Annotated in this window: 21 protein-coding genes; 5 read left to right on the top strand and 16 right to left on the bottom strand. The window is 64.1% G+C overall.

Annotated elements, in window-relative coordinates; translation table 11 throughout:
* Nucleotides 1-188: 188 nt before the first annotated feature.
* A complete protein-coding gene (locus A9K71_RS04490; RefSeq protein WP_066990944.1) occupies nt 189-779 on the bottom strand; it encodes an HD domain-containing protein in 591 nt (196 codons plus the stop codon).
* Nucleotides 776-1,927 (bottom strand): gamma-butyrobetaine dioxygenase, encoded by a 1,152-nt coding sequence (locus A9K71_RS04485; protein ID WP_066990940.1) that lies wholly within the window; start codon nt 1,925-1,927, stop codon nt 776-778. Before A9K71_RS04485 ends, A9K71_RS04490 begins: the two co-directional genes overlap by 4 nt.
* Nucleotides 1,928-2,036: 109 nt before the next feature.
* Here A9K71_RS04485 and A9K71_RS04480 point away from each other — a divergent pair, with 109 nt between their 5' ends.
* The gene (locus tag A9K71_RS04480; protein WP_066990936.1) at nt 2,037-2,921 is read left to right on the top strand and encodes a LysR family transcriptional regulator; all 885 of its coding nucleotides are present in this window, start codon (nt 2,037-2,039) and stop codon (nt 2,919-2,921) included.
* Here A9K71_RS04480 and A9K71_RS04475 read toward each other — a convergent pair.
* The 3 genes from A9K71_RS04475 to A9K71_RS04465 are packed head-to-tail and all read right to left on the bottom strand — an operon-like array spanning nt 2,913 to nt 4,369.
* On the bottom strand, nt 2,913-3,452 hold the full coding sequence (locus tag A9K71_RS04475; protein ID WP_066990933.1) for a GNAT family N-acetyltransferase: 540 nt from the start codon (nt 3,450-3,452) through the stop codon (nt 2,913-2,915). The two genes, A9K71_RS04480 and A9K71_RS04475, sit on opposite strands and share 9 nt — an antisense overlap.
* A 37-nt stretch (nt 3,453-3,489) precedes the next feature.
* Nucleotides 3,490-3,798 (bottom strand): hypothetical protein, encoded by a 309-nt coding sequence (locus A9K71_RS04470; RefSeq protein ID WP_066990929.1) that lies wholly within the window; start codon nt 3,796-3,798, stop codon nt 3,490-3,492.
* Between the two features lie 4 nt (nt 3,799-3,802).
* Entirely contained in the window at nt 3,803-4,369 is a 567-nt protein-coding gene (locus A9K71_RS04465) for an XRE family transcriptional regulator (protein WP_066990926.1), read from the bottom strand.
* A gap of 150 nt (nt 4,370-4,519) precedes the next feature.
* Between A9K71_RS04465 and A9K71_RS04460 the strand changes: the two genes are divergently transcribed.
* On the top strand, nt 4,520-6,349 hold the full coding sequence (locus A9K71_RS04460; protein WP_066990923.1) for an ATP-binding protein: 1,830 nt from the start codon (nt 4,520-4,522) through the stop codon (nt 6,347-6,349).
* Between the two features lie 267 nt (nt 6,350-6,616).
* On the opposite strand, the gene A9K71_RS04455 is transcribed toward A9K71_RS04460, so the two are convergent.
* Nucleotides 6,617-7,408, bottom strand: coding sequence for a GGDEF domain-containing protein (locus A9K71_RS04455; RefSeq protein WP_066990920.1), 792 nt, complete (start codon nt 7,406-7,408; stop codon nt 6,617-6,619).
* Between the two features lie 123 nt (nt 7,409-7,531).
* Nucleotides 7,532-8,476 carry a tRNA (adenosine(37)-N6)-dimethylallyltransferase MiaA gene (miaA, locus tag A9K71_RS04450; protein ID WP_066991002.1) on the bottom strand — a complete coding sequence of 315 codons (945 nt, stop codon included), beginning with the start codon at nt 8,474-8,476 and terminating at the stop codon, nt 7,532-7,534.
* Here miaA and serB point away from each other — a divergent pair.
* The gene (gene serB, locus A9K71_RS04445; protein WP_082980335.1) at nt 8,466-9,353 is read left to right on the top strand and encodes a phosphoserine phosphatase SerB; all 888 of its coding nucleotides are present in this window, start codon (nt 8,466-8,468) and stop codon (nt 9,351-9,353) included. The genes miaA and serB overlap by 11 nt on opposite strands.
* A complete protein-coding gene (locus tag A9K71_RS04440) occupies nt 9,350-9,922 on the top strand; it encodes a GNAT family N-acetyltransferase (protein WP_066990918.1) in 573 nt (190 codons plus the stop codon). Before serB ends, A9K71_RS04440 begins: the two co-directional genes overlap by 4 nt.
* A 41-nt stretch (nt 9,923-9,963) precedes the next feature.
* Here the strand turns inward: A9K71_RS04440 and A9K71_RS04435 are convergent, their stop codons facing one another.
* The 6 genes from A9K71_RS04435 to A9K71_RS04410 form a co-directional block, all read right to left on the bottom strand.
* On the bottom strand, nt 9,964-11,475 hold the full coding sequence (locus tag A9K71_RS04435) for a DegQ family serine endoprotease (protein WP_066990915.1): 1,512 nt from the start codon (nt 11,473-11,475) through the stop codon (nt 9,964-9,966).
* A gap of 145 nt (nt 11,476-11,620) precedes the next feature.
* Entirely contained in the window at nt 11,621-11,806 is a 186-nt protein-coding gene (locus tag A9K71_RS04430) for a DUF2065 domain-containing protein (RefSeq protein ID WP_066990912.1), read from the bottom strand.
* A gap of 6 nt (nt 11,807-11,812) precedes the next feature.
* Nucleotides 11,813-12,775 carry a protease modulator HflC gene (locus A9K71_RS04425; protein ID WP_066990909.1) on the bottom strand — a complete coding sequence of 321 codons (963 nt, stop codon included), beginning with the start codon at nt 12,773-12,775 and terminating at the stop codon, nt 11,813-11,815.
* Entirely contained in the window at nt 12,775-13,872 is a 1,098-nt protein-coding gene (gene hflK / locus A9K71_RS04420) for an FtsH protease activity modulator HflK (RefSeq protein ID WP_066990906.1), read from the bottom strand. The genes A9K71_RS04425 and hflK overlap by 1 nt, the downstream gene beginning before the upstream one ends.
* A gap of 246 nt (nt 13,873-14,118) precedes the next feature.
* Nucleotides 14,119-14,637: a dihydrofolate reductase gene (locus A9K71_RS04415; protein WP_066990903.1), complete on the bottom strand. Its 519-nt coding sequence runs from the start codon at nt 14,635-14,637 to the stop codon at nt 14,119-14,121.
* Nucleotides 14,637-15,650, bottom strand: coding sequence for a DUF4424 domain-containing protein (locus A9K71_RS04410; protein WP_066990997.1), 1,014 nt, complete (start codon nt 15,648-15,650; stop codon nt 14,637-14,639). Before A9K71_RS04410 ends, A9K71_RS04415 begins: the two co-directional genes overlap by 1 nt.
* Before the next feature lie 176 nt (nt 15,651-15,826).
* On the opposite strand from A9K71_RS04410, the gene cobF reads away from it, so the two are divergent.
* Nucleotides 15,827-16,600, top strand: coding sequence for a precorrin-6A synthase (deacetylating) (gene cobF, locus A9K71_RS04405; RefSeq protein ID WP_066990899.1), 774 nt, complete (start codon nt 15,827-15,829; stop codon nt 16,598-16,600).
* A gap of 17 nt (nt 16,601-16,617) precedes the next feature.
* On the opposite strand, the gene A9K71_RS04400 is transcribed toward cobF, so the two are convergent.
* The 3 genes from A9K71_RS04400 to modB all read right to left on the bottom strand — a co-directional run bounded on the left by A9K71_RS04400 (nt 16,618) and on the right by modB (nt 18,857).
* Nucleotides 16,618-16,959 carry a winged helix-turn-helix domain-containing protein gene (locus A9K71_RS04400; RefSeq protein ID WP_066990897.1) on the bottom strand — a complete coding sequence of 114 codons (342 nt, stop codon included), beginning with the start codon at nt 16,957-16,959 and terminating at the stop codon, nt 16,618-16,620.
* Between the two features lie 84 nt (nt 16,960-17,043).
* Complete coding sequence (modC, locus tag A9K71_RS04395; protein ID WP_066990894.1) at nt 17,044-18,156, bottom strand: molybdenum ABC transporter ATP-binding protein; 1,113 nt, start codon at nt 18,154-18,156, stop codon at nt 17,044-17,046.
* Nucleotides 18,153-18,857 (bottom strand): molybdate ABC transporter permease subunit, encoded by a 705-nt coding sequence (gene modB, locus A9K71_RS04390; protein ID WP_066990891.1) that lies wholly within the window; start codon nt 18,855-18,857, stop codon nt 18,153-18,155. The genes modC and modB overlap by 4 nt, the downstream gene beginning before the upstream one ends.
* Nucleotides 18,858-18,862: the final 5 nt, after the last annotated feature.

The raw sequence follows: 18,862 nt of genomic DNA, 5'->3' as shown, positions 1-18,862 counted from the left end.
GGCAATCTGTCGGTCCCATTGTTCAGCGGCGCGGATTGTTCAGGCCGCCAGCACCACACCCCTTGCCTGGTTACCGCCAACGCGTTTTGCCGGGTATGTCGAGACGCATGATGTTGCCGAGAAAACGTCTCTAGTCTTCGGCGGCGCACTATTGTCGGCAAGTGTGCCGGGTGGGGCGGCGCCGGTGATCACGTCGCGCTTTGGGTCGCGAACTTTTTCACCACCCGCTCCAGCAGCGGCACGTAGTCGCGAAAGGCGCGCGTCTTCATGTTGGCGACCTTGCCACCCTCGTCCCAGATGCGCACACGCACGGCTTCCTGATGGAATGGATTGCTGCGGAACTCCGCCACCTCCTCCGCGCTCATCGGCCCGCCCTGCAGCGACAGCGTATGGACCGAGGCCGGCGACAGCTTGCCGAAGTAGGAGGGATCGGTGGCGCAGAGATAACGCTTGGCCGCAACATGCAGCCTGACGCATTCGACGATGACCGGCGGAAAGAACGGCGCCAGCACCTCGCCACCCGCCTCGTCGTGGTGCTTGTCCTCGACGTCGTCGGGCGAATAGGTGCCGAGCTCGCTGGTGTAGTGGCCGATGTCGTGCAGCAGCGCCGCAGCCACAAGCTCCTCCGGCGCGCCATCCTGCTCGGCTAGCCACGCGCCCTGCAGCATATGCTCGGACATGGTGACCGGCTCGCCGAGATAGGATTCCGCGCCGCGACGCTCGAAAATGTCGGCGATGAACTCGACGATGTTGCCGGTGTTCAGTTCATTCGATTTCATTCGGCCGCCTCTCTGACATCGTGTTCGATTGCCGCCAGCGTGGACAGCAGGCCGTCCTTGTCGGCGTAGCAGCCCTGCAGCCAGCGCGTGCCGCTGCCGGAAAAGGCCTTGCGCGCATGCATGACGCGCGTGTTGTCGACGATGAACGACTGGCCCGCCTCGAGCTTGAAGGTCACCTCGAAGGCCGGATCCTCGATCAGTTCGGCGAACCGGCGATAGGCAGCGTAATATGCGTCCATTTCGGCGAACGGCACGTCGATGGTCGGCGCCAGCGAACGGTTGTTGAAGCGCACGCAGATGAGCTCGCCATCCGGTCCGAGCTCGATCATCGGGCGCTTGGACTGCAGCCGCACGCCCGATGAGCCGGCATATTCGAAGCGTGCCGGATAGGAGGAAAGCAACCGGAAGCCGTTCGAATTCTCCGCCTGCAGCGCGGCCGCCACCGCGAATCCGTCGACGACGCTGGATTCGCCGCCTTCCACCGTATTCTCGATACAGGCCAGGATCTGCAGCGTCGGCACCGGGTCGCGGTAGGGATTGTCGGTATGCGCCTGCAGGCCGAGATTGGTGTAGGCGAGATTGCTCGGATTGACCTCGGCGCGCACCTCGAACCAGCGCCCGTAATTGGTCTCCCTGATATATCCGAAGAGATCGGCCACGTTGCATAATGCCCCGGATTCGGCCGGCAGACCGTCCATGACGGCAAAGCCAAAGCTCCGCATCGCCGTCAGCCATTGCCGCAGAACATTCCTGTCCTCCCTGGCCTCAAGATAGGCCGCGCGCGGCACCGAACTCTGCATCGTGGCCTTGGTCCACCGCCGAATGTCGCTGCCGGTCCAGCCGGGCTGCCGATTTTCTTCACGGTCGTAAGTATGGCCACGAAGCCAGCTCGCGGGAAAGCTGACGGTCTTGTCTTCAGGCACGAACGTGACCACCAGCGCCTCGCCCTTGATCGTGGCCTCTCCGATCCGTGTCTCGGCCGGAATGTCCAGGATGGTGATCAGCCGCTGGCCGTTGCCGGCGCTGCGCGTCCTGTCGTCCAATGCGTTGTCGCGCAGCCACATGGCATTGAATCGGCTGCGTGTTCCGTCGTCCCAGCCAAGCGCGATCGTTCGCCCTTCGTCGCCAAGGATTGCTCTCGTCAGCATGTTTCTGAAACTCCCCTCTTGGGCCGTCGCCGCGGTATCGAGTGCATGCTGTCTTTGCCAAAGGCATAATTCAAATTATTGTTTTTCACCCAATGCCGCCAAAAATCTAATGACTGGAAAAGCTGCCGATCTCATGCCTCCGCTCGACTGGCTACGCAGTTTCGAAGCGGCTGCGCGCCTGTCGAATTTCACCGCCGCGGCCGCCGAGCTCGGGCTCACGCAAGCCGCCGTCAGCCAGCACATCCGCTTTCTGGAAGAGCGTCTCAAGACGCGACTGTTCGCGCGGCTGGCACGCGGCGTGGCGTTGTCGCCGGAGGGCGCCGCCTATCTTCCCCACATCCAGTCGGCATTCGCGATCATCGGCAGCAGCACGAGCGAGTTGTTCGAGCCACGCGTCTTGCAAACCGTCACCATTCGCGTTCCGATTTCTTTCGCGCTGCTCGTGCTGGTCCCGGCTCTTCCCGATCTCGCAAAGGCGCTGCCGTGGATCAGGCTCGATCTGGTGACCATCCATCGGCCGACGGACTACGACGAGGCGGGCTCGACGCTCGACATCCGCTTCGGCAACGGTTCGTTTTCCGGGCGCGACGCCGACCGGTTGACGGTCGAGCGGCTCGTTCCGGTCGCGGCGCCGACCTTGGCCGGAAATGCCGAATGGACATCGCTGCCGCTGCTTTTGGTGGCGGGCGCGCGCGAGATGTGGGCAGAATGGTTCGCAGCCTCCGGCCTGGCCGGACAGTCCCAACGCTCGCATCGCTTCGACAGTTTTGTCGCCGCGATGGAAGCGGCGAAGTCCGGCGCCGGAGCGCTGCTCGGCTCGCGGCCGCTCATCGAGGCCGCGCTTAAGGCCAATCTCCTTGTCAGGCTTTCCGAGTTCGAGCTTTCGAGCCCATCGGGTCACTTCCTGACGCGGCCATCGTCATCGCGGCTGTCCGGCGCCGAACAGGATTTTCGCCGCTGGCTTTTGTCGCGTCTCGCCAGCATTTCAGGATAGCGCCCGGGCCGGCTCCCCTATCCGCTTCCAATAGATGAGCGTGCCGGTGAGGCCACCATGCGGTTTCAGCGCATAGTCCGGAATCTCGCCGGTCAGCGAGAAGCCGAGTCTTTCGTAAAGGCCGCCGGCCCCCTCTTCGCTTGCTGTGTCCAACACCAGCAGGGTGCGCCCTTTCTTGACCGCCAGTTCCTCGGCGGCCCGCATCAGGCCGGTGGCAATACCTTTGCCGCGATAGTCGAGGCGGGTCATCAGCTTGGCGATCTCGGCGCGGTGCGGTTGGTTGGGCGGGCAGTCGAGAAGCAGTGTGACAGTGCCGACAAGCATCTCGCCATCCCATGCGCCCAGCAGCGCCCGTTCCCCGCGCGCCGCGGCAGCGAGCGATTTGCGCCAGAACTCATGGGCCGCATCGGGAGACAAGGGATGCATGAAGCTCACCGATCCGCCGGCGGCGACTGTCTCGATCAGCAGGTCGGCGAGCATTCCGCTGGTCTTTGCGTCGTCGTTCAACGCCCTGATTTCAAGGGGGGCCATGTCGGTGGTCTCCAGGTGATGAGGTGTCGGGCCACGCTCATCCGAAATGACTGCTCCGTCTTCGGCGGCGCGCCCTTCGGATTTCCGCGATACGCTCGGCATCGTCCTCGCTGAGGTGCCGCCCGCGCTCCAGGATCTCGAGCGTGTATTCCTCATAAGTGAGCCCAAGCCGCTCGGCCTTTTCCAGCCGCATCAGCATGACGGCGTGGCTCGGCGCCTTCCAGGCTTTGTCGTGGGCGGTGCGCCAGGCAAGAAAGATGTAGGGGTCGCCCTTGCCCCAGGGCGGACCTTCGTAGTCGTCGAGAGGCGGCCCGCCATTGTGGGACCGTTCAGGCCGGCGTGCCATGCGATCAGCCCCGGACCAGCGCCACCAGATACTCGGCGGCTTCCGGTCCCGGAGCGTGGAAGGTGCAGTCCGACGGGGCTCCGAGCGCCAGGCAGTCGCCCGGCTCCAGCCTGTGCACGACATTGCCTTCTGTGAAGTCCAGGCGGCCGCCGATCAGCCAGATCTGCTGCTTGATGAAGGCATAGGACGCTGCCGGGAATTCGACCTTGGCGCCTGCCGGCAGGCTGACCCGGATCAGTTCGAGCGGCATTTGCGTTGCCGGCGACAAATGCCGTCGCACATAGCCGGTCGCCGGATCCTGCCAGACCGGCTGCTCGTCCTTGCGGGACACACTGCCGCCCTGCATTTCGGCGCGGGCAATCAGCGTCGAGAGCGTCATGCCGAAAGCCGACGCAATGCGCACGAGGAGCGCCGCGGTCGGACTTGTCATGCCGCGCTCCATGGCGCTCAGCATCGCCTTGGAAACGTCGGAACGCTCGGCCAACTCGGCCAGCGACCATCCCCGCAAATCACGCTCGGAGCGTATCCGCCTGCCGATCGTGGACGTGATGTCGTTCGATATAACAGTCATTCATCCAATATATCGAAATTTCGGGATGAAGGAAGAGGCTGGTCGATCGCATTTTCGCGAGTGGTTTAACGGGCCCTACACCATCCGACCTCACGCGGCTTTAACCCCGATTGGGATAGCTTTGACCCGAGGGGAATGGGACAGGTAACGATGTTTGTTGAACGCGAAGCCTCCGTTGGGGAGCCGACCTCGCAGGAGCGCCGCGACGCCCAGCAGAGCGACAAGCGCATCCTGGGCAACGTCGTGCAATGCGACGGTGCGCGCGCTACCATCAGCGCCTATGCCGAGGATGCCGAAGGCACGGTGACCGGCCTATGGACCGTCGGCAAGATGATTTCCATCAACCTTGGCGCGACGCGAACCGTTGGCCTTGTCTATGCGATCGGCAAGTCTGACCGCGCCTGGAGCAATGAGGGCCAGAACGCAATCGAGGTCAGCATCGAACTGATCGGCGAGGTGCGCGACGGCGCCGAGCCCGGCGCCAAACCGGTCTTCGACCGCGGCATCACCACCTATCCGCATATCGGCGCGGTTGCCCACCGTATCCGCAGCCGCGACCTGCAGGCCGTCTACGATCTCGCCGGCCGCCATTCGATCACCATCGGCACGCTGTCCCAGGACGAGGCGATCGACGCCAACATCGCTGTCGACGACACGCTGGCGCGCCATTTCGCCATTGTCGGCACGACCGGCGTCGGCAAATCCACGGCTGTCTCGCTGCTGTTGCGCAAATCGATCGAGGCGCGGCCCGATCTGCGCGTGCTGATCCTCGACCCGCACAACGAGTTTGCCGCCTCGCTTCCGGAATACTGCGTGAAGGTCGATTCCAAGACGCTCGACCTGCCGTTCTGGATGTTCAGACTGGAAGAATTCGCCGAAGTTCTGTTTCGCGGTCGCGAGACCGTTCCGGAGGAAGTCGACGTCCTGCGCGACCTCATCCCGGCCGCCAAGAACCTCTATCGCAACCCGAGCTCCGGCTCGTATATCAGGCGCGGCAGCGATGCGCTGACGGCGGACACGCCGGTGCCTTACCGCATCGCCGATCTGCTCAAGCAGATCGACGAGCGCATGGGTCTGCTCGAAAGCAAGAACGATCGGCCGACACTGAAGTCGCTGAGGACGCGCATCGAATCGGCCGCTTCCGACCCGCGCTACCGTTTCATGTTCAATTCGCGGCTGATCGAAGACACCATCCACGAGACGATCGGCAACATCTTCCGCGTGCCGAACCATGGACGTCCGGTGACCTGCTTCGAGATGGCGGGCATGCCGTCCGAAGTCGTCAATTCGGTCTGCTCGGTGCTGGCGCGCCTCGCCTTCGACCTTGCACTCTGGAGCGAGGGCCGGCTGCGGCTGCTCCTGCTTTGCGAGGAAGCGCACCGCTACATGCCTGCCGATCCGCGCCTCGGCTTCGCGCCGACCAGGCACGCTTTGTCGCGCATCGCCAAGGAAGGCCGCAAATATGGCTGCTATCTCGGCGTTGTGACCCAGCGTCCAGGCGAGCTCGATCCGACCATCCTGTCGCAATGCTCGACTTTCTTCGCCATGCGGCTCGCCAACGAGCAGGACCAGGCGATCATCCGCTCGGCGATCGCCGATTCCTCGGCCTCGACGCTGGCGTTCCTGTCCTCCATGGGCCAGCGCGAAGCCATTGCCTTCGGCGAAGGCGTGGCGACGACAATGCGGCTCAAATTCGAGAAACTGTCCCAGGAATTCATTCCCGGCACTGCGAAGCGGGAGCAGGCCTTGCCCGCGGAAGCCGGCGACGATGTCGATCTCGCCGGAATTGTCGAGCGTCTGCGCAACGTGCCGAAACCGCAGCAGTCGATCGCGTTCGCCGAGGCCGTCGATACCGGGCGCCAGGCTGGCGACCCCGATTACCGCAAGCCATCGGCGCCGCGCGTACAGCCGGACGACGATTTCGACATGCGTTACGGCCTGAGGCCCTCGACCTTCGGCATGCGCCAGCAGAACGATTGATCGCTCTGCATCTTCGCGCCGACTCGCTAAGAGTGCCAGGAACGGCTACGCCAACAGGCATGGGCAAGTTCGATCAGGAAATTCGTCAGGCTGAGTCGACTGGAGTCGCTTTCGAGGACCCGAGCGGAGCGGACATATAGTCCGTGAGCACGCGCATGACCCCGAAATCGAGAACGCTTTTCGGAAAGGATCATAAGGAACACGCGGCGGGTAGAAGCGCAGAAAGCGGCTCCAGGCGGCCAGCGTCAAGAATTTGATCATGGAATTTCAGGCGCAGACGCGGTTGCGGCCCTGCTTCTTCGCCTCGTAGAGCTGCCGGTCGGCGCGACGATAGAAGTCCTCGGCACTCTCCTTGCGGTCCCAGACGGCGAGGCCGACGCTGGTGGTGACCTTCAGCCGCACATTGCCCGACATGATCGACAGATTGGCGATCGCCTTGCGGATGCGCTCGGCGAACCGCGCGAGCAGTTCCGCATCCATGTTGGGCGTGACCACGGCGAACTCCTCGCCGCCCAGCCTCGCCACCACATCGTGATAGCGGGTCATGCCGCGTACGCACTGCGCGACGGACCGCAGAACCTCGTCGCCGACATCGTGGCCATGCGTGTCGTTGACCTGCTTGAAATGATCGAGATCGAGGATCATCAGGCCCACCGGCTTATCGATGCGGCCGAACTCGTCGAGATATTCCCGCAGCGCGTCATCGAAGTAGCGGCGGTTCTGCATTCCGGTCAGGCCGTCGGTGAGCGCTGCGTGCTCAAGCGTTTGCGAACGGGCGCTCAGCGACACCGTCATGGCGCGCAACTTGCCCTCTTCCCTCACCTGGCCGCGGATCAGCGGGTAGATGAAGAAGGTTCCGAAGAACAAGGCAGCAGCCAGCAGCGCACCGGTCACGAACAGCAATTTGTTGAGATAGGCGATTCTGTCGAGACGCGATGCGGTGTCGAGAGCGGTCGCGATATCCTGCAATTGGCCATAGGCGTGAAAGGTCACCAGGCCGGCGGCCAGGATCACGAAGATAAAGACGAAAAACGCGGATTCCGCCTTGTGAAAACGCATAACGCCCCGCGGTACTGCGACCGTCGCCGTTATGGCATGCCCGGCCTTACGGACGGTTAACCCGGACAACCGTGACGGGAAGCTGCGCTTACAATTCCAAGCCCCTGATCAAATCGCATTCTATCAGTCCAGGATTGACCATTTCTCGCCCGGGCGTAACCTTTGCCACTCCGGTCCCAGTTGGTATTTGAACCAGGTCGTCTGCCGCTTGGCATATTGGCGCGTGGCGATCTTGGCTCGCTCAATCGCTTCGGGAAAGCCCATGTGTCCGGCCATCGCGGCCTGCAGCTCGCGCACGCCGATCGCCTTCATCGCCGGCAGGTTCGGATCGAGGTCGAGCGCCATCAGCTGCCTGACCTCGTCGAGCGCGCCCTTGTCGAGCATTTGATCAAAACGCGCCCCGATACGCGCCACCAGTTCGCCGCGATCCGGCTCGATCACGAGGAAGCCTGCGCTGTCGCGGTCGATGAGCGGCTGGCCGCGTGCCGCCTGCCATTCAAGGATCGACCGTCCCGACGCGTCGAGCACCTCCAGCGCCCGCACAATGCGCTGGCCGTCGGTCGGCCGGATCTGCATGGCGACAGCCGAGTCCTGATGCATCAATATGAGGTGCAGCCGTTCTGCCCCTTGTTCCTTGAGTTCGTAGCGCCAGCGCTCACGCACCGAAGGTGGAATGTCGGGCATGTCCGAGATGCCTTCGGCTAAAGCGCGGAAATAGAGCCCGGTGCCGCCGACGAAGACAGCCGGCCGGCCGGACAAAATACCTTCCGCGATCAGCCCGGTGACGTCGCGCAGCCAGGCGCCGGTCGAGTAGGCTGTCGAAGGATGCACGTGGCCGTAGAGATAATGCGGCACGCGCGCCGTTTCGGCCGCGCTCGGACGCGCCGTCAGGACGTCAAGAACCGAATAGCCCTGCATGGAATCGGTGTTGACGATGACGCCGCCCTTGCGCTCGGCGATGTCCAGCGCCAGCGCCGACTTGCCGCTGGCGGTCGGCCCCGCTATCAGGATGGCGTTTTTCACGCGGCCTTCGCCCGCCTGCCTGCCGGAATTTTCGATGCCTCTGATCGCCACGCTTGTGTCCAATCCCAAAGACCGCCGAGTGTCGGTCCCGCTTGCGAATATCGCTTCGCGAGCGGCAGGCGCAAGCGCCGTTCATTGGCTGGCCGAGCATGTCGCCTGCGATCTGGTTTTGCCGGAGACGCCCGACATCGGCGAATTGACGGCCAATCTGCGCGCGGCATTGGCCTCCGAGCCGGTCGACATCATCGTCCAGCCGGCTGAAGGCAGGAGGAAGAAGATCCTGCTTGCCGATATGGATTCGACCATGATCGATCAGGAATGCATCGACGAGCTCGCCGACGAGATTGGCGTCAAGGACCGTGTCGCTGCGATCACCGCGCGGTCGATGAATGGCGAGATCGCATTCGAGCCGGCCTTACGCGAACGCGTCGCCTTGCTGAAGGGCCTCGACACGGCGGTGGTCGAGCGCATCATCGCCAACCGGCTGACGCTGGCCGCCGGCGGCCGCGCGCTGGTGCAGACCATGCGTGCCAACGGCGCCTGGACGGCTCTGGTCTCAGGCGGCTTCGACGTCTTCACCAACCGCATCGCCGCAATGCTGGGCTTCCAGGAGAACCGCGCCAACCGGCTGATCGAGGACGGCGGCAGATTCACCGGCACGGTGGCCGCGCCTATCCTCGGCCGCGCCGCCAAGGCCGAGGCGCTGCTCGACATCGCGGCAAGGCTGGGCGTGACGACGCAGGATGCGGTTGCCGTTGGCGACGGCGCCAACGACCTCGACATGATCCGCCTTGCCGGCACCGGCGTCGCGCTGCACGCCAAGCCGGCGGTGGCGGAACAGGCAAGGATCCGCATCGACCACGGCGATCTGACCGCGCTGCTTTACCTCCAGGGCTATCGCCAGGGAGAATTCGTGCAATGAAGCCGATCCGCACCGAGCGCCTCATCCTGCGCAATTGGGAACAGCGCGACCGCGCGCTCTTCCATCGCATCAACTCGGACGAGCGCGTGATGGAATTTTTTCCGTTCCGCCGCGACCGCGCCACGGCGGACGCAAAGATGGACGAGCTCCGGGCCTGGATCGATGAGGATGGCTACGGCTTCGCCGCGGCCGAGATCGCCGCCACCGGCGAGTGCATCGGCTTCGTCGGCCTCCTCGAAACCGATCATGTGCCCTCGCTGCCGGCCGGCACGATCGAGATCGGCTGGCGGCTGGCACCGGAGTACTGGCGCAAGGGCTATGTCACCGAGGCATCCGAAGCCTGGCTCGCCTTCGGTTTCGAAACGCTGGAGCTGGACGAAATCGTCTCCTTTGCCGTCGCGGAAAACCATCGCTCGATCGCCGTCATGAAGCGGCTCGGCATGCGCGCCGACCCGGGCGCCGATTTCGACCATCCCGCCGTGCCGGACAGCCACCCTCATCTTAAGCGGCATTCGCTGTACCGGCTGTCGCGCGACGACTGGCAGGCGCGAAAAAGGGCGGCCCGCTAGCCGCCCATTCTTGCAAATCAACCCGTTCGGGCTCTCCGGAATCAGTCCATCCGGATCGTCACGAAGCGCAACTCGCCGGATTTCGAGGCGAGCATCAGCAGCGCGTTCTTGCGGCCCTGCTCCTTCAGCGCGCCGATCCGGTCCATGACATCCTTTGGCGTGCCGACCGATTCCTGCGCGATCTCGGTGATCACCTCGCCGGGCTGGATGCCGCGTTCGGCGGCGGCCGAATCCTTGGCGACGTCGGTGATGACCACGCCCGACACATCGGCCGCGATGCCGAATTTCTGTCTGTTCTGCTCGTTGAGCTCGCCAACGGTCATGCCGAGCACCGAAGCCGTCGACACAGGAGCCGCCTTGTCGCCCTTGTCCTCGCCGGTACTGCCGTTCTCGCCGCTGGCCAGCTTCTCGCCGTCCTCGAGCCGGCCGAGCGTCACCTTCACTGTCTGCTCGACGCCCTTGCGCACGATGACGACGTCGACCGCCTTGCCGACCGGGCTTTCGGCGACGACGCGCGGCAGGTCGCGCATTTCGTGGATGTCCTTGCCGTCGAATTTGATAATGACGTCGCCGGCTTGAACCGTGCCGTTGTCGACCGGTCCGCCCTTGATGACGCCGGCCACCAGCGCGCCCTTGGCCGTCGCCATGCCGAGGCTTTCGGCGATGTCGTCCGTCACTGGCTGGATGCGCACGCCAAGCCAGCCGCGCCGCGTTTCGCCGAACTGGCGAAGCTGATCGACGACGCCCGCGGCGAGCTGCGAGGGAATGGAAAAGCCGATGCCGATCGAGCCGCCCGAGGGCGAGATGATCGCCGTGTTGATGCCGATGACCTCGCCACTGCTGTTGAACAGCGGACCGCCGGAATTGCCGCGATTGATGGCGGCGTCGGTCTGGATGAAATCGTCATAAGGGCCGGAATTGATGTCGCGGTTGCGCGCCGAGACGATGCCGACCGTGACCGTGCCGCCAAGACCGAACGGATTGCCGATCGCCATCACCCAGTCGCCGACGCGCATCTTGGTGGAATCGCCGAACTTCACCGCCGTCAATTTGTGGCCCTTCGGATCGACCTTCAGCAACGCGACGTCGGTCTTTGTATCAGTGCCGACAAGCGTCGCCTTCAGCGTCACGCCGTCGGAGAAATTGACCTCGATGTCGTCGGCATCGGCGATGACGTGATTGTTGGTCACCACGATGCCCTGCTCGGCATCGATGACGAAGCCGGAGCCAAGCGACTGCACCTTCTGCCCGCCGCCCTTGTCGCCGCCACGGTTCTTGAAGAAGTCATCGAAAAAGTCCTGGAAGGGCGAGCCTTCCGGAAGCTGCGGCATCGGCACCGCACCGGGGCCTTCCGTGCCTTTGACGGTTTGCGAGGTCGAGATGTTGACCACCGCGCCGAGCAGGCGTTCGGCGAGGTCGGCGACGGAAGGCGGCGCGTCGGAGGCGATCGTGGGCGTGACGAAGGACGGGACGGCAATGATGCCGACGACGAATGCGGTGGCGCCGGCGAAAAACCTGCGCCGCGCCGCGCGCAACAGGGTGTCGGATATCATCGTGGCCTCCCGGCGTTTTTGAAAAAGAAAGGCGCTTCCGCAAAGGCGCCCGTCCAATTCATGTTGGCAAGAAATAAGGCGCGTTTGCGGCTATAGCTATCGGCGGAAGATAAATCGTCAATCGCCTCGGCACCAAGGAATTTCATCAGCCGCGAACCAGCCAGACGATGGCGACGCCGATGGCGATTGCAGCCAATCCGGCGATCCGCAGCACATTCTCCGGCAACGACAGCACCTCCGCCGCCAGTTTCCTGGCCAGAGCCGGAAACCCGCCATAGACCAGGCCCTCGATGACGAGGACCAGGCCGATGGCCGCGAGGAAATCCTGCACCGTCCGCTACTGGGCGCTGCCGGGTTGCGTGGCCGGGACTGCCGGCGTCGCGGGCGCGGGCTGCGATGCCGCCGGCTGTCCGGGCTCGGGCTTGCTTTCCGGATCGCGGAAGAAGCGGAAGAACTCGGAGTCGGGCGACAGCACCATGGTGGTTCCGGTGCTGTCCAAGGCCGTGCCGTAAGCATTCATCGAGCGATAGAAATCGAAGAAGCCCGGGTCCCGCTTATAGGCTTCAGCAAAGGTGGCGCTGCGCTGCGCCTCGCCCTCGCCGCGCAGGATCTCCGATTCCTTCTGCGCCTCGGCGATGATCTCGACGACCTCGCGGTCGGCCCTGGCTTTGATACGCTGCGCCGCCTCGTTGCCGCGAGCTCTCAGCCGCTCGGCTTCCGCCAAGCGTTCGGCTTTCATGCGATCGTAGGTCTGCTGCGATACTTCGGCGGTCAGATCCGTCCGGCGGATGCGCACATCTTCGATGTCGAGGCCGAGCGACGTCGCGTCCGGACGCAGTTGGTCACGCACCTCGCGCATCATGACGCCGCGTTCTTCGGAAAGTGCCGCCTCGAAATCGCGCAGACCATAGACGCGGCGCAGCGCCGCATCGAGACGCGTCTTCAGCCGGGCTTCGGCGAGTTCCACCTGCCCCGATACCGCCGCGCGGAACGTGCGCGGATCCGAAATGCGGTAGGCGATGAAGGCGTCGACCTCGTAGAACTTGCCGCCGGAGACCTGAACGCGGATATTGTCGAGGTCGAAGCGCATCACTTTTTTCTCGATCGTCTGAACGCTGTCGGCATCGAAGAAGGCGAATGGCGCCTTGAAATAGATGCCCGGCTCGGTCTTGACGTCGATGATCTCGCCGAACCTCAGCACGATCGCCTGCTCGCCCGCCTTGACGACGAACACCGACGAATAGAGCAGGAACAGAAGGACGGCCGCGATGACCGCGATGATGGGAAGACGGTTGGCCATCACTGGTTACCTCCCAGCGCAGGCGCTGGCGGCGCCTTGGGCTGCAGTGCCGGCAGCGGCAGGTAAGGAAGCACGCCCTGCCCGTTGCCCTGCTCGACGACGACCTTGTTCGAGTCCTTCAGGATCCTCTCCATTGTTTCCAGGTAAAGGCGCTTGCGCGTCACGTCGGGCGCTTTGGCGTATTCGTTGTAAACGGAGATGAAGCGCTGGGCCTCACCTTCGGCTTCCTGCACGACCCGGTTCTTGTAGGCGGCGGCATCTTCGCGGATCTGGGCCGCCTCGCCGCGCGCTTGGCCGAGCTTCTGGTTGGAATATTGATTGGCCTGCTCGACGAACTTGTCCTCGTCCTGCTCGGCGCGCTGCACCTCGTCGAAAGCATCGGCGACCTCGCGCGGCGGGGCGGCGTCCTCGATGGAGATTGCGTTGACTTGCAGACCCGTCTTGTAACCGTCGAGCGTGTTTTGGATGATCTCACGCACCGATGTGGCAATACCCTGGCGATCGTCGCGGAAAATATCCTGCGCGGGGCGCCGGCCGACGACCTCGCGCATGGCGCTTTCGGCCACCTGCGTCAGCATGCCGTCGGGATCGGAGACGTCGAACAGATAGGCCCTTGGATCGGAAACCTGGTAGGCGACCGAGAACTGCACATTGACGATGTTCTGGTCGCCGGAGAGCATCAGCCCGGAGCCGCTGCTCGCCCCGCCGCCGATGCTGACGAGCTGCTCGGAAATCTTTGCCGTTTCGACCGTTTCGATCGGCCACCAGTGGAAATGCAGGCCTGGCTGCGAGAGCTCGGCCTTCGGCTTGCCGAAGCGCAATTCGACCGCGACCTCGTCAGGCTGCACGGTATAGATGGCCTTGAAAGCCCAAAGCACGACAAGCGCGAGCGCGATCAGCCCGAGGACGGCCGGGCTAGCGCCGCCGCCTCCCGGAAGGGCGCGCCGCAGCCTGTCCTGGCCGCGGCGGATGATGTCCTCGAGATCGGGAGGCGACCCGGGCGGGCCGCTCGGGCCTTTCGGTCCTTGTCCCCAGGGCCCCTGATTGCCGCCGCCGCCCCATGGGCCGCCGCCACCGCTCTTGTCGTTCCAGGGCATGAATGTCCTTTCGCTTCGGTTCCCTCAGGCCTTGCGGCGCGATCCTAGCGCATGACCTCGAAAACCGATATCGGTTTTCCGAAAGGAATCATGCGCCAAATCAAAGTTTTACGGCGACCTTCTTGCGCGTCCGGTTGGAAGCGTGGCGCTGTACCCTCGTTCTTCTATAGGGACGCCGTGACGCGCTTTCAACGCGATCCGCTACGCGCGCCTGCGATTTGAGCCGTCAGCGACCCTTTGTCCTCGTCAGTGACCGTCGCCGCGGCGCTCGTAAACGGTATAGCGTGTCGCGTGGCTGTCCTTTTCGCCCGCCGGAAAATCCTCGGATCGGACGATCCGCCAGATCGCCGGGTCAATCGGCGGAAAATGAGCGTCGCCATCGACCGGGGCCAGCACATGCGTGACGTGGAGACGATCGGCCAGCGGCAGGGCCTGGGCATAGATCTCGCCGCCTCCGACGACGCAGATCTCCTCGGCACCTGCCATGCAGCGGCCGCGCACCTTGGCCAGCGTGATCGCCTCGTCGAGCGAATGGGCGACTTCGGTGCCCTCGGATCGCCAGTCTCTGGCTCGCGTCACCACGATGTTGAGCCTGCCGGGCAGCGGCCGGCCGATACCCTCATAGGTCTTGCGGCCCATGATGATCGGCTTGCCCATCGTATCGGCCTTGAAGCGTTTCAGGTCGCTGGAAAGCCGCCACGGCAGCCCCCCTTTGCGTCCGATCACGCCGTTCTCGGCAATGGCGACGTAGATCGCGATGTCCATCAGCCGCCGTTCCCGCTATTGTCCGATGGCTCGAGCAGCAAGATGCCGATATCGTGCTCCGGATAAAAATCCTTGGCCGTCATCTCGAACGTCGTCGGACCCACCTTGCGGACATTGTCGCCGCAGAAGGAGACCAGATTCTTTGGGCTGCCCTTGTCGATGGTAAGCTTGAAGTTGCCGATACTGCCGGACGCCCAGTTGCCGCCGGTGGTCAGGACATAGGCGATGCGGCTCTCGAAATATTTGGGATAGCCGTCGGGATTTTCGTTCGCTGCCTTGCGCACAGCGTTCTCGAACGCGCCGTCCATGCAGTAGCGGGTCTTGTAAGTGTCGTACTGCCCCTGGAACTTGCCGTCGTAATAGAAGCTGACCGATGACGTGCCGCCGACGCTCGGCTTGTAGCGGTGCGAGACATGGACTTGCTTGTTGGCCGGGAAGGTGGAGCGCCACCAATAGGTCGAGCGCAATTGCCAGAACGGCGCGTAGGCGGTTTGCATGCCCGAACCGTTATCGGCGGTGTCTTCGATGATGATGCCGCGATCTTCCCAATCCTCCGCGACGTTCTTGGGCAGCTTTGCCAGCGCCGCTTTGGCGGCGTCGCCGAACGGATAGAGCGGCACGTCGCGCGCCTTGAGTTCCGCGGTGATGTCGATGCCCAGCGCGAACGCCTTTTGTTCGAGCTGCGGGTTGGCGTCGACGCCGTCGATCGTCACCTCGAAGCCGAGGAAATTGTCGCTCTGCGCTTCCGGGATCGCCGGCATCTCGTTCGGGTCGCCTTCGATGTCCGGCATCGGGAAGGCGACGATCGCGCTGACGTCCTTGTCGGTAGTGTTGCGGAAAACGTAGTCGACGGTCACCTTTTCCGGCGAGATGAAGAGATCCTCGCTTTCCATGGCAACCGCATCGCTGCGCGACAGCATCAGCCCGCCGGTGCCAAGCTCGGCAACGGAATCGTTGGCGAAGGCCGGTGCAACCGAGAATGCCAGCGCTGCGGTCAGGATAATGCGTGTCATGGCTCCCCTCTCGACGGCATGACCGGGATCATGCGGATGCGCTTCCATCTAGAGCAATTCCAGGAGAAGTAGCTAGAGGCGTTCAGCGTTTCTGCCGACCGGCCGAGTTTTGCGTTCCCGCGTGCCTGCCTGCCCCCGTCTGGACACCGGCCGCCCGATCGGGCAGGAGGACGCCTATGCGCAAGCTTCTCGTCATCGGCATCGGCGCCGGCAATCCCGACCACATGACCGTACAGGCCATCAACGGCCTGAACCGGGCCGACGTGCTGTTCGTTCCCGACAAAGGCGCGAGAAAGAACGACCTTGCGGAGGTCCGTCGGCAGATCTGCGACCACTTCGTCACAAACCCGAAGTCGCGCCGCGTCGAATTCGACGTCCCGGTTCGGGCCGAGCCGACATCGTCCTATCGCGTGACCGTCGACGACTGGCACGAGGCGATCGCCGAAATCTATGAAGGGCTGATCGGCAACGAGCTTGCCGAGGACGGCTGCGGCGCATTCCTGATCTGGGGCGACCCCTCGCTCTACGACAGCGCGCTGCGCATTCTGGAGCGCGTGCGCCTGAGGGGCAATGTCGGTTTCGAGCTCGAGGTCATTCCGGGCATCACCGCGATCCAGGCGCTTGCCGCCGCCCACGCGACCGCGCTCAACCGCATCGGCGATTCGATCCTGGTCACCACCGGCCGCCGGCTGACTGAGGAAGGCCTGCCCGCGAATGCCGGGAGCACAGTTGTCATGCTGGACGGCAAGTGCGCCTTCAACACGCTGGCCGACCAGGATGTTTTCATCCAGTGGGGTGCCTATCTCGGCACGCCGGACGAGATCATCCTTTCCGGCCGCCTCGGCGATGTCGGCGCCGAAATCGAGAAGGTCCGAGAGGAAGCCCGGCGCAAAAAGGGCTGGATCATGGACACCTATTTGCTCCGCAAGCCCGGGGAGCCGGGGGAATAGGCCCCTTACAGGCCCAATCAACCGGCGTCGATCTCGGCCTGCAAAGCCTGCATATGGACGGCCGCCGCTGAAGCCGCCGCGCGCTCGATCGCTCTGAAACGGCTGACGACGGCGAGACCCACGGCGGTCAATTGCGCGCCGCCGCCTTTTCGGCCGCCGGTCTGCGCCGCCACCAGCGGCTTGCCGAACACCCGGTTCATGTCCTCGACCAGGTCCCAGGCATGCTTGTAGGACATCTCCATGCCGCGCGCCGCGGCCGAAATCGAGCCGAAAGCGGCGATCTGCTCCAACAATTCGATCTTGCCCGGACCAATTCGTCCGTCAGGGTCGAGATTTATCCGCAGGCTCAGCGATGGCATCCTTTGTCCTCTGCGATCATGTCGAGATTACCCTCTCCGCCGCACATCGCTATTCCAAACCAACATAGCGATATTGCCCTTTCGTCAACCATCGGCCTCCACCGGCAGCCCAGCACCTGTCGTCGCGCTGTCAAAGCTCACCGTCTTGATCACCGCGAAGACCTCGCGGCCGAGCGCGAGCCGAAGGCTCTGCTTCGACTGTTCGGTGACGCGCGCCAGCACCGTTGCTCCGTTGCAGTCGATGGCGATCTCCACCGTAGGCCCGACGCCCGGCCTGACCGCGGCGATTTTGCCCGGCAATATGTTGAGCGCGCTAAGACCCGACGGCTGTTCGGTCGCGATCATGACATCGCGGGCGCGGATGCGGAGCCGCACCAGAGCTCCCGCCGGGCGTGAAACGCGCGGCACGCGGATCTCGCCGGCCGGCGAGCCGAGCACAGTCATGCCGAAAGCCTCGTCGTGACGCAAAACCCTGGTGTCGAGCACCGCGCCGCCCTCGCCGCGCTCCTCCGCCGGCAAGAGGTCGAGCCGCTGCATGATCGCCTCGGTCGGGCCGAAAGCCGCGATCTTGCCTTGGGACAGCACCGCCACGTCGGTCGCCAGCCGCGCCACCTCGGCGACGGAATGGCTGACATAGGCGATCGGGATCTTCGTCTCATCGCGCAGCCGCTCGATATAGGGCAGGATTTCGGCCTTTCGCGCCTCGTCGAGCGAGGCAAGCGGCTCGTCCATCAAAAGCAGTTTCGGGCTGGCAAGAAGCGCGCGGCCGATCGCCACGCGCTGCTTTTCGCCACCCGACAATTTCGCCGGCCGCCGGTCGAGCATGGGACCGATGCCAAGGAGTTCGACCACCGCATCCATACTGGCGTAGCGCTCGGCAACCGGCGTGAACCAGCGGCCATAGCGCAGATTGCCGGCGACGCTCAAATGCGGGAAGAGCCGCGCATCCTGGAACACCATGCCGATCCGTCGCCTGTGCATCGGCACGAAGATGCCGGCGGCGGTGTCGACCAGCACGCGCCCGTCCACCGCGATCCGCCCTTTCCGCGGCCGGATCAGCCCGGCGATCACATTGATCAGCGTCGACTTGCCCGAGCCCGAAGGCCCGAACAGCGCCGTCAGCCGGCCGGCGCTTTCGAAACTCGCCTCGATGGCGAAATCGCCGAGACGATGACTGACGTCCACCGAGAGCGTCATTCGATGTCCATCCGCTGGCCGATCCGGCGCGCCAGAACCTCGGAGGCCACCAGCGCCACCATCGAGATGACGATCGAAATCAGCGTCAGGCGCAGCGCTCCGGGATCGCCGCCCGGCACCTGCGTGAAGGTGTAGATCGCCGAGGGCAGCGTCTGCGTCTCGTTGGGGATGTTGGAGACGAAAGTAATGGTCGCGCCGAACTCGCCCATCGCCTTGGCGAAGGACAGGATCGCGCCGGCGATCAGGCCGGGCAGGATCAGCGGCAGCGTGATTGTGGCAAACACCCAGATCGGGTTGGCGCCGAGCGTGCCGGCGGCCGCCTCCATCTTGCGGTCGACCGCCTCGATCGACAACCGGATCGCCCGCACCATCAGTGGAAAACCCATCACCGCGCAGGCAAGTGCTGCCCCCGTCCAGCGGAAGGAAAAGACGATGCCGAAATGCTCGGCGAGGAAGGCGCCGGCCGGCCCGCGCCGGCCGAAGGTGAGCAGCAGCAGATAACCGGTCACCACCGGCGGCAGGATCAGCGGCAAATGCACCAGCCCGTTGAGCAAGGTCTTGCCCCAGAACCGCCCCCGGGCCAGGACCAGCGCGATCAGGATGCCGGGCGGCAGACTGGCGATCATCGCCACCGTCGCCACCTTGATCGACAGCCGGACCGCATTCCATTCGTCGGGAGTGAGGTCCAGCAGCCAGTTCATATGCG

The sequence above is a fragment of the Mesorhizobium sp. WSM3873 genome (assembly GCF_001672445.1).
GTDB lineage: Bacteria > Pseudomonadota > Alphaproteobacteria > Rhizobiales > Rhizobiaceae > Mesorhizobium.
This window is presented reverse-complemented; position numbering and strand designations above follow the sequence as displayed.